Origin of the sequence: Streptomyces sp. BA2, assembly GCF_009769735.1 — a bacterium.
Taxonomy (GTDB): Bacteria; Actinomycetota; Actinomycetes; order Streptomycetales; family Streptomycetaceae; genus Streptomyces.
The window spans coordinates 843,220-858,275 of sequence record NZ_WSRO01000002.1 but is presented as its reverse complement, the minus strand read 5'-3'; the positions used below and the strand labels follow the sequence as shown (position 1 = coordinate 858,275).

Here is a 15,056-nt window from a genome sequence, read left to right as displayed (position 1 = left end):
CGTCCGCCGCTTCCGGCTACGGTCGGCCGGTGACGTCGCGTCGGTTGCGGTTCAGTCGACGCCGATGCCGTCGGCGCCGAACTCGTGGTCGATGATCTTCAGCAGGTCGTCGGTGCTGGCCTCGTCGAGGTCCGCTTCGACGCCGCCGGGGCCGCCTCCGAAGGGCAGCGGGACGAGCGTGTCGGCCAGTGCCAGCAGCCGGTCGCGTACGGCCGTCCGCTCCCCGGCCGCCACGGGCGCCGCCTCCAGGGCGGCGGTCAGCCGGTTCAGTTCCTCGTGCACCGACCCGGCCGGCGCACTCGCGCCGTCCTCGCCCAGACGGCCCGTCAGGAACCGGGCCAGCGCCTGCGGACTGGGGTGGTCGAAGACGAGCGTCACGGGCAGCACCAGCCCGGTCGCCGCACGCAGCCGGTTGCGCAAAGCCACCGCGGTGAGCGAGTCGAACCCCAGCTCCTTGAACGTCCGTTCCGGACTGGGGCGGTCTGCGGGGGAGTGGCCCAGCACCGCGGACACCTCCGCGGTCACCACGTCCAGCACCTCCCGGGCACGGGCCGCCTCGGGCAGCCGGGCCAGCCGCCGCAGCCGCTCCGCGTCGACGCCCCCACCCGCGGCCTCCGGGTTCGCGGCACGCTCCAACGCGCCGCGCGCCGCGGGGATCTCGTCGAGCAGCGGCCGGGGCCGGGCCGAGGCGAACACCGGCGCGAAGGTCTCCCAGCGCACGTCGACCAGGGCCACCGGACGTCCACCGCCGGCGGCCAGTTCCCGGCCGAGTCCGGCCAGCGCGAGCCGCGGCTCCAGCAGGGGCAGGCCCTGCCGCTCCAGCTGCGCCTCGTCCAGTTCCTCGGGCAATTCGTCGCTGCGCCACGCGCCGAAGGCGACCGCCGTGGCGGTGCGGCCCCGCTGCCGCAGCTGCTCGGCGTACGCGTCGAGGAACGCGTTCGCCGCCCCGTACGCGCCGTGCTCGCCGCTGCCCCAGACAGCGGCGATGGAGGAGAAGAACACCAGCTCCGGCGAGCCGTCGGCATCCGCGACTTCCGCCAGGTGCACCGCTCCGAGCGTCTTCGCCGCCAGCACGTCGGCCAGCTCGGCGGCACCCGTGGCGGACAGCGGCGCGAGCCGGGTGGCCGTGGCCGCGTGCACCACCGCGCGCACCGGGCCCCCGCCCAGCGCGGCGGCCTCCCGCAGCAGCGCCCGCACCGACTCCCGGTCCGTGATGTCGCAGGACAGCGCCGTCACCCGGGCGCCGTGCGCGGCGAGTTCGGCGGCGCGCGCCGCATGGCCGGGTGCGTCGGGCCCACGACGGCTGGCCAGGACGACGTGCTCGGCACCGGCGTCGGCGAGCCAGCGCGCCAGGTGCGGCGCGAGCGCCCCGGAGCCGCCGGTGACCACAACCGTGCCGCCCGGCCGCCACACCGGACCCCCGGCGGGCACCGGGGCGGGGACCAGCCGGCGTACCCGGACGCCGCCCGGGCGGATCGCGAGCTGGTCCTCCTCACCGGCCCCGCCCGACAGGACGGTGCACAGCCGCTGCCACTCCTCGGCGCCGGGGTCGGGCGGCAGATCGATCAGACCGCCCCACATCCGGGGCTGTTCCAAGGCCACCACCCGGCCCAGACCCCAGGTCTGCGCCTGGACGGGATGCAGCAGCGGATCACCGTCGAAGGCACTCACCGCGGCACGGGTCAACGACCAGAGCGGAACGTCCGTCCCGAGGTCGGCCAGAGCCTGCACGAGTCCGAGCAGCCCGGCCACTCCGGACGGCAGCGCGCCGTGTGCCGGATGCGGCCGCTCGTCCAGCGCCAGCAGCGACAGGATCCCCTCGACCGGCCCGCCCGCCGACGCCTCCGCCACCCGCCGCGCGATCGCCGCGCGGTCGTCCGGTCCCAGGCCGGTCAGCTCCAGCTCCGTGACCCGCGCACCCCGGGCGGCCAGGGCGTCGTGGGCCGCCTCGGCCCAGTCGGCGGACCGCTGTCCGGATGGTGCGCCCGGGGTCACAAGCAGCCAGTGCCCGGTGCATCCCGCGGCCGGCCGTTCCGCGACGGGGCGCCACACCACCTCGTAGCGCAGGCCGGCGAGCGCGGCGTCGGCGCGGGTTCGGCCGCGCCATTCGTGCAGCGCCGGGACCACCTCGCGCAGCGCGTCCTCACCGACCCCCGGCAGCTCCCGGCGCAGCGCGGCGGCGTCCGCCCGCTCCACCAGGTCCCAGAACCGGTCGTCACCATCGTGTCCGCGGGTCGGCCCCGGCTCGCTCTCGGCCCGGTCGGCGAGCCAGTAGCGGCGGCGCCGGAACGGGTACGTAGGCAAGGGCACGGCCCGCGCGCCGGGGAAGACTGCCTGCCAGTCGGGCACCACACCGGCGGCGTACGCCTCCGCGAGCGCCTGCCGGAACCGTGGTTCACCGCCCTCGCCGCGGCGCAGCGTGCCCAGTGCCCGGCCGTCGGTCCCGGTCGCGTCGAGGCACTCCTCGACGGCCGGTGCCAGCACCGGGTGGGGGCTCATCTCCAGGAACACGGTGTGTCCCGCGTCCAGCAGCCGCTCCACCGCCCGCGCGAACAGCACCGGAGAACGCAGATTGCGGTACCAGTAGGCGGCGTCCAGGGTCTCGGTGGGCAGCAGCTCCCCGGTGACGGTCGAGAACAACGGCACCGAACCGGCGCGCGCGCTCACTCCGGAGAGCTCGCGCAGCATGTCCTCGCGCACGGGCTCGACCAGCGCCGAGTGCGAGGCGTACGCGATGGGCACCGCGCGGGCCCGCACACCCTGCCGCGCGCAGTGGGCCAAGTACGCCTCCACCGCGTCGGAGGCGCCGGCCACCACCGTGGCCGACGGTCCGTTGACGGCCGCCACACCGATCTCGCCGCCCTGCTCGGCCAGTTGGCGCTCCACCTCCGCGTCGGGCAGGGCCACCGTAGCCATGGCACCGCGCCCGGACAGCGCGCCCACGACCCTGCTGCGCGCGGCCACCAGCCGGGCGCCGTCCTCCAGGGACAGCGCGCCCGCCACCACCGCCGCGGCGAACTCGCCCTGCGAATGCCCCACGACCGCGGCCGGCGCAACCCCGTGGTGCCGCCACAACTCGGCCAGCGACACCATCACCGCCCACAGCAGCGGCTGTACGACGTCGTCGCGGCCCCAGCACGCGTCGTCCGCGGGGGCGTCCAGCATGCTCCGCAGCTCCCAGCCGGTGTGTGGTGCGAGGGCCTCTCCGCAGCGCCGCATCCACGCGGCGAACACCGGCTCGGCGTCCCACAACGCGAGCGCCATACCGGACCACTGCGAGCCCTGACCGGAGAACACGAACACCGGGCGCGCCGCACCTGCCACGGCCCGCCCGCGCACCAGTCGCGGCGACGTACCGCCCACGGCCAGGGCGTCGAGGCCCTCCACAAGTTCGTCCCGGCCGGCGCCCAGCACCACGGCCCGGTCCTCGAAGGACGCCCGGGTCGTCGCCAGCGACCACCCCACGTCGGCGACCGGAACCCCGGACACGCCGCGGACGGTGTCCGCCAACTCGACGGCCCGGGCCCGCAACGCCTCCTGCGAACGGGCGGACAGCACCCACAGCCCGGTGCGGGGGGCTCGGTCCTCCTCGTCCGGGCGCCGTCCGGTCTTCGCCGCGACCGGCCGGGGCGCGGCCTGCCCGGCCTCCCCCGCGCGCTGCTCGTCGATCGGCTCCGCAGGGCTCACGCCGCGCTCCCCGCGCTCCCCGCGCTCCCCGCCCTCCTCCGCCTCCACCGGCCGCGGCGCCTGTTCCAGGACGACGTGCGCGTTGGTGCCGCTGATGCCGAAGGCCGAGACCGCGGCGCGCCGGGGCCGGTCCGCCTCCGGCCACGCGGTGTCCGCCGCCAGCAGCGCCACCCCGCCCGACGTCCAGTCGACGTGCCGGGAGGGCCGCTCGGCATGCAGGGTGCGCGGCAGACGGCCGTGCCGCATGGCCTGCACCATCTTGATGATGCCCGCCACGCCGGCCGCGGCCTGGGTGTGCCCGATGTTGGACTTCACCGACCCCAGCCACAGCGGCTGTTCGGCCGAGTGCTCCGGCCCGTACGCCGCGAGCAGCGCCTGCGCCTCGATCGGGTCGCCCAGTGCCGTGCCCGTGCCGTGCGCCTCCACCGCGTCGATCTGCCGCGCGGTGAGGTGCGCGTCGGCGAGGGCCTGGGCGATGACCCGCTGCTGGGACGGGCCGTTGGGCGCGGTGAGCCCGTTGGAGGCGCCGTCGGAGTTGACCGCGCTGCCCCGTATGACGGCGAGCACCGGATGCCCCTGCGCCACGGCGTCACCGAGCCGTTCGAGCACGAGCAGACCCGCCCCCTCGGCCCAGCCGGTGCCGTCGGCGTCGTCGGAGAACGACTTGCAGCGCCCGTCGGAGGCCAGCCCGCGCTGCCGTGAGAACTCCACGAACATGCCCGGCGTCGACATCACCGTCGCACCGCCCGCCAGCGCAAGCCCGCACTCTCCCCGGCGCAGGGCCTGCGCCGCGAGGTGCACCGCCACCAGCGAGGACGAGCATGCCGTGTCCACGGTCAGGGCCGGCCCTTCGAGCCCGAGCGTGTACGCGATCCGCCCTGAGACGACACTGGGCGTCGTCCCGGTCAGCACGTAGCCCTCGGCGCCGCCGCTCGCCTCGTGCAGCCGCGGCCCGTAGTCCGTCGCCGACGCCCCCGCGAACACGCCGGTGGCCGATCCGCGCAGCCGGTCGGCCGCGATCCCGGCCCGCTCCAGCGCCTCCCACGCCAGTTCCAGAAGCAGCCGCTGCTGCGGATCCATCGCCATGGCCTCGCGCGGCGACACTCCGAACAACTCGGCGTCGAATTCCGGCAGATCGTAGAGGAACCCACCGCGGCGGGCGTAGCTCGTGCCGGCCCGGTCGGGGTCGGCGTCGAACACGGCCTCCAGGTCCCAGCCCCGGTCGGCGGGGAACTCGCCGATCGCGTCCCGTCCCGCCGCCACCAGCTCCCACAGGGCTTCCGGCGACACCGCCCCGCCGGGATAGCGGCAGGCCATCCCGATCACCGCGATCGGCTCGTGCTCGCGCTGCTCCATCGCCTGCAGCCGCTGCCGGGTCTGTTGCAGATCGGTGGTGACCGCCTTCAGATACGAGCGGAGCTTGTCCTCGTTGCTGGCCATGGAACGCCTTCGGGAACGGCGCCCGCGGGCCCTGCGGGGCAGGGAACCGCGCGGCGGATGCGGACCGGTGGGACTGCGTTCGGCGGGACGCGGCCCGTGCCCGGTCAGGGGCACGGACCGCCGGTGGTCACAGGGCTGGCTTGCGGGCCGAGGCGACCACGTAGTCCAGCGACTTCAGCTCCTCGGTGAGCAGGTCCTGGTCGCGGTGCGCGAGGGCGACCATCTTGTAGAAGAGCTTGCTGGAACGGCGCTGGAAGGCCGGGTCCTGCACTCGGCGCACGTGGTACTGCCGCCACTGCTCGTAGACGTTGTCCCGGATCGAGCGGACCTCGACGGCATCGAAGCCGGCGGAGGTCAGCAGATCGCCGTAGCGGTCGCGTGGGTACCAGTTGGCGTCGTCGATCATGATGCGGATCCACTTGATGGCGTGGGACCTGATGTCGGCCTTGGCCTTGCCGCCCGCCATCGGGATGATGTCGGCGGTGACCAGCACACCGCCGGGCCGCAGCACACGGAACGCCTCGGCGAAGAAGTCCGCGCGGGTGTCGAAGTGGAAGGCCGACTCCAGGGCCACCACCTTGTCGACGCTGTTGTCCGGCAGCGGGATCGCGGTCGCCGAGCCCTCACGGAAGTCGACCCGGTCCTGCAGGCCCTGCTTGCGGGCCCGTTCCTGGGCGATCCGGATGTGGATCCTGGTGATGTTGATTCCGATGATCTTGCTCGGCCCGTACCGGTCGATCCAGTGGAAGTCCTGGTCGCCGTAGCCGAAGCCGACGTCCAGGATCGTGTTGTCGGGCTTGAACTCCGCGGTGTCCGCCACGACGTCGGCCAGCGTCTCCGCGGCCTCGTCCAGCGTGGTGCAACCGGGCTTCCAGTAGCCGAGGTTGTAGTAGTGAGTGTCCTCGACCACGAGCCGATCCGGTGGGTACATCTCGTACAACCGCGCGGTCTTCTTCTCGGGGTCTGACGTTGTGCGAACCAGGAACAGGTTCCCCAGCATCCGCATGTCCTGCCACAGTGCCGACAGCTTCACGACGGCGCTCCCTTTCTGCGATCGGGCGCCCGAGACGGCCGCGGAAATCCCACATCTGACGAACGGGAAGCTAGGGGCGGGTTCTAAAGACCGCCTTGGTCCGGTCTAGACGCGTCAATGCCGGAGTGAACGAAGGGGGTCCGGCGCGCGCAGGGGGAGGCGACGGGAGGGACGGCAGATCCGTCGGCTTCTCCGTGTCCCACAGCGGAGGCCTGGCGGCCGTCGCCGTCTCGGAGCACACCGTCGGCGTCGATGTCGAGGACACAACTGACGGTCGGAACCCGGTGACTTGGGCGCTGTCGGAGCTCCACCCGCCTCCCTGTCGCCCGCACCGCGCGAACCGGTCGCGGACTGGTTGCGGGGCGCCGCGGCGGACTGGACCCCGGTGTACGCCGGTGAGTCCCGCCGCCGACTCCGCCTACCGACGCACCGGATGCGGCGCCGCCACCACTGGCCGGCCGGGGACGTGTCCGAGCCGGGCGCGCCCTGACGCTTTGGCGTGCCTTTGGCGGCGGCGCCCAGCATGCTCCCCGGGCCGGACGAGCCCGGACCGCCGTCAGGGGAGGAGCACCCGATGCTGGACGAGGCCGCGCGCAAACACATCGCCCTGGAGTACTGCCGGCGGATCAACGAGGGTGACGTGGACGGAGTCCTCTCCCTCTTCACCGATCCGCCGCACATCGAGGATCCGGTCGGCGACAAAACGTTCACCGACCGCGCCGCCTACCGGTCCCACCTCGCCGGCCTGGTGGCCTACGGCGTCCACGAGACCCCCGGCACCCCCGTCGCCGCCCTCGACGGAGAGCACGTGGCCCTTCCGATCGTCGCCGAACTCCGCCCCGATCAGGTACCGGAGGGAAAGTCCCTGCGGATCTCCCTGATTGCGCTTATGCGGATCGACGCGAGCGGCCGCATCCGGCACATGAGAGTTTTCAGCGGCCATACGGACATGTCACTGCACACGATGCCCGACACAGCGCCGAGCCGGCGCCTCCGGGACTTCGGCAATTCTTAGGGGCCCTTTAGCGGCCGTACGGAAACTCGCCGAAAGCATGCCTTCGCCTTTCGCCACGACTGGATCGAGTGCGGATGTCCAAGGAAGAAAAGCTCGTCGAGTACCTGAAATGGGTCACTGCCGAACTGCACGAAGCACAGCGGCGGCTTTCCGTCCTGGAGAGCGGGGCCAGGGAGCCGGTGGCGGTCGTCGCGATGGCCTGCCGGTACCCGGGTGGGGTTCGCTCGCCCGAGGACCTGTGGACGCTGGTGGCCGAGGGCACGGACGCGATCTCCGGCTTCCCGGCCAACCGCGGCTGGGACCTCGACGGCCTCTTCGACTCCGACCCGGACGCGTCCGGCAGGAGCTACGCGCGCGAAGGCGGATTCCTGCACGACGCGGCGGCGTTCGACGCGGCGTTCTTCGGCATCAGCCCCCGCGAGGCCACAGCGACCGACCCTCAGCAGCGGCTGCTCCTGGAGACGGCCTGGGAGACCTTCGAACGCGCGGGCCTGGACCCGCACACCCTCAGGGGCAGCAAGACCGGTGTCTACGCGGGCGTGATGTACAGCGAGTACGTCGCCCGGCTCCTCGACCGGCTGCCCAGCGGCTACGACGGTTTCCTGGGCAACGGCAGTGCGGCGAGCGTGGCTTCGGGCCGGGTGGCGTACACCTTCGGTCTGGAGGGCCCGGCCGTCACGGTGGACACCGCCTGCTCGTCCTCGCTGGTCTCCCTCCACCTGGCGGCCCAGGCGTTGCGCAACGGTGAGTGCGAACTGGCCCTGGCGGGCGGTGTCACCGTGATGTCGACGCCGGGGGTGTTCGTCGAGTTCTCCCGGCAGCGGGGGTTGGCTCCCGACGGCCGCTGCAAGCCGTTCGCCGACGCGGCCGACGGCACGGGCTGGGGTGAGGGTGTTGGCCTCCTGCTCCTGGAGCGGCTGTCCGACGCGCAGCGCAACGGCCATCCCGTCCTTGCGGTGCTGCGCGGCTCAGCGGTCAACCAGGACGGCGCGTCCAATGGCCTGACCGCCCCCAACGGCCCGTCACAGCAGCGTGTGATCGAACAGGCCCTGGCCGCCGCCCGGTTGACCGCCGACCAGATCGACGCCGTGGAGGCGCACGGCACGGGTACGACGCTCGGCGACCCGATCGAGGCCCAGGCCCTGCTCGCCACCTACGGCCAGGCCCACACCACCGAAACACCCCTCTGGCTCGGCTCCATCAAATCCAACATCGGCCACACCCAAGCCGCCGCCGGCGTCGCGGGCGTCATCAAGATGATCCAGGCGATGCGGAACGGAACGCTGCCGCCCACCCTGCACGTCGACCAGCCCAGCAGCCACGTGGACTGGAGTGCGGGCAGTGTCTCGCTGTTGACCGAGTCCCGGCCGTGGCCGGAGACCGGCCGTCCGCGTCGGGCCGCGGTGTCCTCGTTCGGCATCAGCGGGACGAACGCGCATGTGATCCTCGAAGCTGCCCCCGAACCCCAACCGGCCGAGACACAACCGCAGGAACAGCACGCCGGACCGGTACCCGTGGTGGTCTCGGCCCGCTCACCCCAAGCCCTCGCCGAAACAGCGGACCGACTCGCCGGCTTCGTCGAAGCCCATCCGGAGGTGGAAGTCGCCCCGCTGGCGGCCCGGCTGTGGTCGGGGCGCGCGAAGCTGGAACACCGCGCAGGGATCGTCACCGACCACCCCGAGGAACTGCACGCCGCGCTGACCGCGCTGGCCGGCGGCCGCGACCACCCCGCCCTGATCACCGGACCCTCCCCCACCACGGCGGGAGCGGCCCGCTGGGCCGTCGTCCTCTCCGGCCAGGGCAGCCAAAAACCCGGCATGGGAGCCCACCTCCACCAGACGTTCCCCGCCTACGCCGACGCCCTGGACGAAGTCTGCCAAGCCCTGGACCCACACCTGCAGATACCGCTGCAGCAGGTGATGTTCGCCGAAGCCGGCAGCGACCACGCGGCTCTGCTGGAGACCACTCTCTACACCCAGCCCGCCCTCTTCGCCCACCACATCGCCGCCTACCGCCTCCTGCAGACCAGCGGCGCCACACCCCACGCCCTCATCGGCCACTCCATCGGCGAACTCTCCGCCGCCCACCTCACCGGCACCCTCCCCCTCAACCTCGCCGCCGACATCGTCGCCACCCGCGCAAAACTCCTCCACACCCTGCCCACCGGCACCGGCATGCTCGCCGCCCTCACCACCCCCGACACACTCACCAAACACCTCCACCACCACCCCCACATCGAAATCGCCGCCCACAACTCACCCACCGCCACCACCCTCGCCGGACCCAGCAACGCCCTCGACGAACTCGCCGACGAACTGACAGCCGCAGGCATCCACACCCGCCCCCTCAACGTCACCCACGCCTTCCACAGCGCCCACACCGAACCCATCCTCGACACCTTCACCACCCACCTCACCAACCTCTTCACCCACCACCACCTCGGCGACGCCCACATCCCCGTCATCTCCAACCTCACCGGCACCCCCGCCACCCCCGAACAGCACCACAGCCCCACCTACTGGACCCAGCACATCCGCCAACCCGTCCACTTCCACCAAGGCATCACCCACCTCACCCACACCCAACACATCACCCTGTTCACCGAACTCGCCCCCCACCCCACCCTCACACCCCACCTCCCCACCCACACCACCCCCACCACCCCAACGAAACCCACACCCACCAAACCACCCTCACCACCCTCCACACCCACCACCACAACATCGACCTCACACCCCAACTCCCCCAGCAACAAACCACCCACATCGAACTACCCACCTACCCCTTCCAACACCACCCCTACTGGCTCCGGTCCGACCCCGCCAAGGGAAGCGAATCGCCCTACGTGGAGGCCGAGTTGTGGGAGGCGCTGGAGCGCGAGGACCTGGACGGCGCGGTGGCGGCGCTGGGGGTGGGGGACGCGGACGTCAAGCTGTGGCGGGAGGCGCTGCCAGGGCTCGCCGCTTGGCGACGGCAGCGGCGTTGGGGGCACCGGCTCGACTGGGAGGCCCTGGACGAGGAGCCGGTGTCCTTGCCGGCCGGCACCTGGGTGGTGCTCGTGCCCGCGCGGGCCGAGGAGCACCCGGTGGTGCGGACCGTGCGGGACGCCTTAGCCGAGGGCGGCGCCGGCGTTGTGGAGGTCCCTGTGGAGCGGGACACGGGCCGTTCGACGCTCGCGGCGAATCTGCGTGCGGCGCAGGCCCCCTCCCGCGGCCCGGTCGTCGGGGTGCTGTCGCTGCTCGCGTGTGCCGACACCGGACGGGACGGGGCGGACGGGCTGGATCTCTCCGCCACGCTGATGCACGCCCTGGACGACGCGGCCGTACAGGTGCCGGTGTGGTTCGTGACCACGGGTGCCGTCTCGGTCGGCTCGGACCCGTACGCCGACCCGGACCAGGCGCGTGTATGGGGACTGGCGCAGTCTCCCGCCGCCTCGGAACACCCCGAACGCTGGGGCGGGTTGGTCGACCTGCCCGTCGACGGGGCGGGGGACAGGCGGACACGGGAGCGGCTCAGGGCCGTGCTTGCAGGCCGTACCGGCCGCGTGGGCGGGCGCGAGGACCAGGTCGCCGTCCGGTCCGGGGGCTTCTTCGGGCGTCGTCTGCGGCCGGTCGACCTCACCGGTACGGGCACCGCGCCGCCCCTGACCCCGGACGGGACGGTGCTGGTGACAGGGGTGCCCGGAGCGCTCGCTGGTGAGATCGCCGTGCGGCTCGCCCGGGACGGCGTACGACACCTGCTGCTGGCCGCGGATCCCGGCGCCGAGGAGGGCGTCACCGAACTGGTCGCGATGATCGAGGAGTCGGGTGCGACGGCCACCGTCGTCCCGGTCGACCTCACCGACCGTGCCGCCGTAGTCGCGCTGCTCCGAACCGTCGCGCCGGAGCACCCGCTGACGGCGGTCGTGCACCTGGCCGCCGAGCTGGACGACACCGTGGCCGGTGCCGTGGACGGCGAGGACATCCACCGCCTGCTCGGGCCGGCCGCGGCCGCCGTGACCCATCTGTGCGAACTGACCGCGGAACGCGGACTGGAGGCGTTCCTGCTCTGCACGTCGGTGGTGGGCGCCCTGGGCGTGGCCGGGCTCGGCGGGCAGGGAGCCGTGCACGCCCACCTGGCGGCATTGGCGCAGGCGTACCGGGAGCGGGGGCTGCCCGTCACGTCGGTGGCCTGCGGCCCCTGGCACGACCCGGACGGGGCGGAGACCGCGGCCGGAAAACACCTGCGCTACCAGGGGATCCGTCCTCTGCCGCCGCGGCTCGCGGCCAAAAGGCTGCTGGGGTCGATGGGCGGCCCGGCGCGGGGACTGGTCCTGGTGGACGTCGACTGGGACCGCTGGGTCGGCCAGTCCGGGCAGGGCGCGACGGGCTCGCTGCTGCGCTCGATCCCGGAGGTCGAGGGACCCGGCGCGGTCGACGGCGCCCCGCCCGAGCCCGGCGCCGAGGCGGAACTCGGGGAGGCCGCCGCCCGGTTGCGGCACCAGCTGCTGAGCGCCTCCGGCGCCGAACGCGCGGCCCTGCTGCTCGATCTGTTGCGGGACACCGCGGCACAGGTGCTCGGCCACGCGGACGCGGCGGAGATCCCCGGGGACGCCCCGTTCACCGATCTGGGGTTCTCGTCCTTCACCGCGCTCGAACTGTGCAACCGGGTCGCGGCCCGGTCCGGGGTGCAGATCCCGCCCATGGCGATCTTCGACCACCCCACCGCCGAGGCCCTGGCGGGTCACCTGGTGACCACGCTCGACGCGGGGACCGAGTCCGCGCCGTTCGCCGGTGACACGTCCCCGACGACGTGAGCAACGCCCCGTACCGATCCATGTCATTTTCCGAAGGAGCCCTGTCATGAGTGAGCCGGTCGTCGTCGTGGGAGCCGGGCCCGCCGGTCTGATGCTCGCCTGCGAGCTGGCCATGCGAGACGTCCCCGTGGTCCTCGTGGACCCCCATCCCGCACAGCGTCTCGAAGCGCCCGCCATGGCGATCAACGCGGGCACCCTGGAGCTGCTTGACCAGCGTGGGCTGGCCGACGGACTGCGGGAGGGCACGGTCACTTTCCCCGAAGTCCGCTTCGCGGACCTGCCGCTGGCCTTCGACAAGGTCCCCGGACCACGCGAGCAGACGCACATGGTGTTGCAGTCCCGGCTGGAGAAGACGCTCATCGACCGGGCCCTGGACCTCGGCGTGGACCTGCGCTGGGGTACCCGGCTCACCGGCTTCGAGCAGGCACCCGACGGCTCCGGCGTCACCGCGGTCCTGGCCTCGGACACCGGCGAGGAGCGGCTGGACTGCCGTTACCTGGTCGGCTGCGACGGACGCGAGAGCCTGGTCCGCCAGGGGGCCGGCATCGACTACGTCGGGGACGACTGGGTGGTCGTGCGCGGGATCGTCGGTGACGTGGCGATCGACCGCGCGGACGTGGCGCCCGAACAGTACGGGCTGTCGTACACCCCCAACGGCGACCAGTTCCTCGGCGCCCCGCTGAGTCCTGGCACCATGCGTGTGTTCAGCGCCGAATTCACCACCAGGCCACCGGAGTTCGAGGACGGACCGGCGACCCTGGAGCAGCTCGGGGCCGCCGTGCGGCGGCTCACCGGGACGGAACTCAAGGCGACCGAGGCACACTGGCTGCGTCACTACTCGATCATCACCCGCAACGCCGAGCGCTATCGCGAGGGCCGGGTCTTCCTCGCGGGCGACGCCGCACACGTCCACTACCCGTACAACGGGCAGGGCATCGGGACCGCGGTCGGCGACGCGGTGAACCTCGGCTGGAAGATCGCCGCCGAGGTCCACGGCTGGGCCCCCGAAGGCCTGCTGGACACCTACCACGAGGAGCGGCACGCGGCGGGCCGGATGGCCTGCATGAACATCCAGGCACAGCTTGCCCTGCTCTACCCCCGCGCGCTCGCGCGCTACATGCGCGAAATGCTGGCGGAGTTCCTCGCGTTCGACGAGGTCAACGTCTTCCTGGCCGAGTTGGTGACCAACCTCGGCCCGGCCGTCCCGATGCGCTACGCGGGCTTCCCGGAGCCGCCCGAACGGGACCGGCTGCTGGGCCGCCGACTGCCGCGGGCCCGGATCAAGACGGCGAGCGGCGAGATCGCGGTGGCCGAGGTCCTGCACGGCGGACGCGGTGTCCTGCTCGACCTGTCCGGCCACACCGGAGGGCCGGACGTGGACGGCTGGACGGACCGGGTCGACGTGGTGCGGGCCCAGCCCGTGCCCGACCTCCCGGCCACCCTGCTGCTGCGCCCGGACGGCTGCGTCGCCTGGCACGACGACAACGGCTGGGGTGAGGACGTCCTCCGGGCCGCGCTCGCCGCCTGGTTCGGCGCCGCAGCCGACTGACCGGCGCCCCGCCCGCGCCAACAGACCAGGCCAAGGGCGGCTTTAGGTCATTCGCACAGAATCACCTCGTGGGCGCTGGGCCCGCCGCCGTGAGCCTCACCCGGCCTGTTCTTCCCAGCACATCCATCCGTCAGAAGGGACACCGTGCGTTCATCATCGTTCCCCATCCGGCTCACCGTGGCCGGAGCCGCGGCCATCGGGCTCGTCATACCGGCAGGCACCGCCGCAGGCGCGGCCGAGGCGGCCCCCGCCGACGGCAAGGCCCGCTCCGGCTGCGTCACCATCTCGTTCATCGAGCTGCTGGTCACCACCGAAACCATCGACGCGGCTCCGGCCGGGACGAGTGTCGGGGACGTCGTCGTCACCGAGGACGCGGTGCTCGACGAGGACCGCAACCGCATCGGCACCAACGACATCCAGGGCGTCATCATCAAGCACGACCCCGCGACGGGCGAGCTGTTCTCGTTCTCCACCTCCAAGTACACGCTCGACAAGGGCGTGATCCGGGTCGCCGGCATCGTCGACCTGAAGCGGCTGGTCGAGGGCGAGACGCTGAAGCTCCCGGCGGCCGGCGTGAAGGGCCGCTACGCCGGCAAGACCGGCGAACTGAGCTGGACCCTGATCAGCGCCACCGAGTCGCTCAACTCCATCAAGCTCTGCGACTGACCCCGCCGACCACCCGTACTACGCCCCGAGACCGGCGGGCCGCACCGCCCGCCGGTCACCGGCGTCCACTCAGCCGAGCCCGGGAAGGGCCATGACCCTCGAACACCTGATGCGGGCCGCAGCCACGGCCGACAGCCCCGGCAACTGGGCCACCGACCTCATGGAGAGCCTGGGCTCTCCCGGAGTCGCCGTCGCCACGGGGCTGGAGAGCCTCTTCCCCACCGTGCCCAGCGAACTCGTGCTCCTGCTCGGCGGGTTCACCGCCCGCCTCGGCGAACTCAGCTTCCTCGCCCTGCTGTTCTGGAGCACCGTCGGCTCGGTCGTCGGAGCCGTCGTCCACTACTACGTCGGCGCACTCCTCGGCAGGCGCCGCACCCGCGCGTTGTTCGTCCGCATCCCGCTGGTCCGGGAGACCGACCTGGACCGGGCCGAGGGCTGGTTCGCCCGCCACGGCGCCAAGGCCGTCCTGCTGTGCCGGCTCGTCCCCATCGTCCGCAGCTACGTCTCACTGCCCGCCGGCATCGAGCGTATGCCGCTGCTGCCCTTCGTCGCTCTCACCGCGGCCGGCACGCTGCTGTGGAACCTCGTCCTGCTCAGCGCCGGCTACGCGGCCGGCCGCAACGCCGACACCGTGCAGCGGTATGCCAACTGGTTCACCGCCGTCGTCGGGATCGCCCTGCTGGCGGTGATCGTACGGTTCGTCGTCACCCGGCTGCGCGCACGGCGCCGGGACCGCCCCGGCACCGCGACCGGATCGGTCTGACCTGCCCCAACGGCACTCAGACCATGGTTAGTTCCGCTTTACCCCTGCTGCTCAGCATGACCACAACAGCGCCCGGCACGGTATCCGCGCGCCCCGCCGGGCCCGACG

Annotated in this window: 7 protein-coding genes and 2 pseudogenes; 7 read left to right on the top strand and 2 right to left on the bottom strand. The window is 72.8% G+C overall.

Going from position 1 to position 15,056, the window contains the following annotated elements:
- Positions 1 to 51: 51 nt before the first annotated feature.
- Together E5671_RS46975 and E5671_RS06795 are read right to left on the bottom strand one after the other, a co-directional pair.
- Positions 52 to 5,127, bottom strand: a complete 5,076-nt coding sequence (locus tag E5671_RS46975; protein ID WP_160502940.1) for a type I polyketide synthase — start codon at positions 5,125 to 5,127, stop codon at positions 52 to 54.
- Between the two features lie 127 nt (positions 5,128 to 5,254).
- A complete protein-coding gene (locus E5671_RS06795; protein ID WP_336605685.1) occupies positions 5,255 to 6,160 on the bottom strand; it encodes an SAM-dependent methyltransferase in 906 nt (301 codons plus the stop codon).
- 574 nt (positions 6,161 to 6,734) lie between these two features.
- Between E5671_RS06795 and E5671_RS06790 the strand changes: the two genes are divergently transcribed.
- The 7 genes and pseudogenes from E5671_RS06790 (at position 6,735) to E5671_RS06760 (ending at position 14,948) form a co-directional block, all read left to right on the top strand.
- Positions 6,735 to 7,175, top strand: a complete 441-nt coding sequence (locus E5671_RS06790; RefSeq protein WP_160502939.1) for a nuclear transport factor 2 family protein — start codon at positions 6,735 to 6,737, stop codon at positions 7,173 to 7,175.
- A gap of 86 nt (positions 7,176 to 7,261) precedes the next feature.
- Positions 7,262 to 9,748 (top strand): annotated as a pseudogene (locus E5671_RS06785) (type I polyketide synthase); the annotation flags it as partial.
- 272 nt (positions 9,749 to 10,020) lie between these two features.
- A pseudogene (locus E5671_RS47730) lies at positions 10,021 to 10,098 on the top strand (hypothetical protein); the annotation flags it as partial.
- A 108-nt stretch (positions 10,099 to 10,206) separates the two neighbouring features.
- A complete protein-coding gene (locus tag E5671_RS46105; RefSeq protein WP_237330116.1) occupies positions 10,207 to 11,970 on the top strand; it encodes a beta-ketoacyl reductase in 1,764 nt (587 codons plus the stop codon).
- Between the two features lie 46 nt (positions 11,971 to 12,016).
- On the top strand, positions 12,017 to 13,519 hold the full coding sequence (locus E5671_RS06770) for an FAD-dependent monooxygenase (protein WP_160502938.1): 1,503 nt from the start codon (positions 12,017 to 12,019) through the stop codon (positions 13,517 to 13,519).
- Between the two features lie 144 nt (positions 13,520 to 13,663).
- Complete coding sequence (locus E5671_RS06765; RefSeq protein ID WP_160502937.1) at positions 13,664 to 14,185, top strand: allene oxide cyclase barrel-like domain-containing protein; 522 nt, start codon at positions 13,664 to 13,666, stop codon at positions 14,183 to 14,185.
- Between the two features lie 91 nt (positions 14,186 to 14,276).
- Positions 14,277 to 14,948 (top strand): DedA family protein, encoded by a 672-nt coding sequence (locus E5671_RS06760; protein ID WP_160502936.1) that lies wholly within the window; start codon positions 14,277 to 14,279, stop codon positions 14,946 to 14,948.
- Positions 14,949 to 15,056 lie beyond the last annotated feature (108 nt).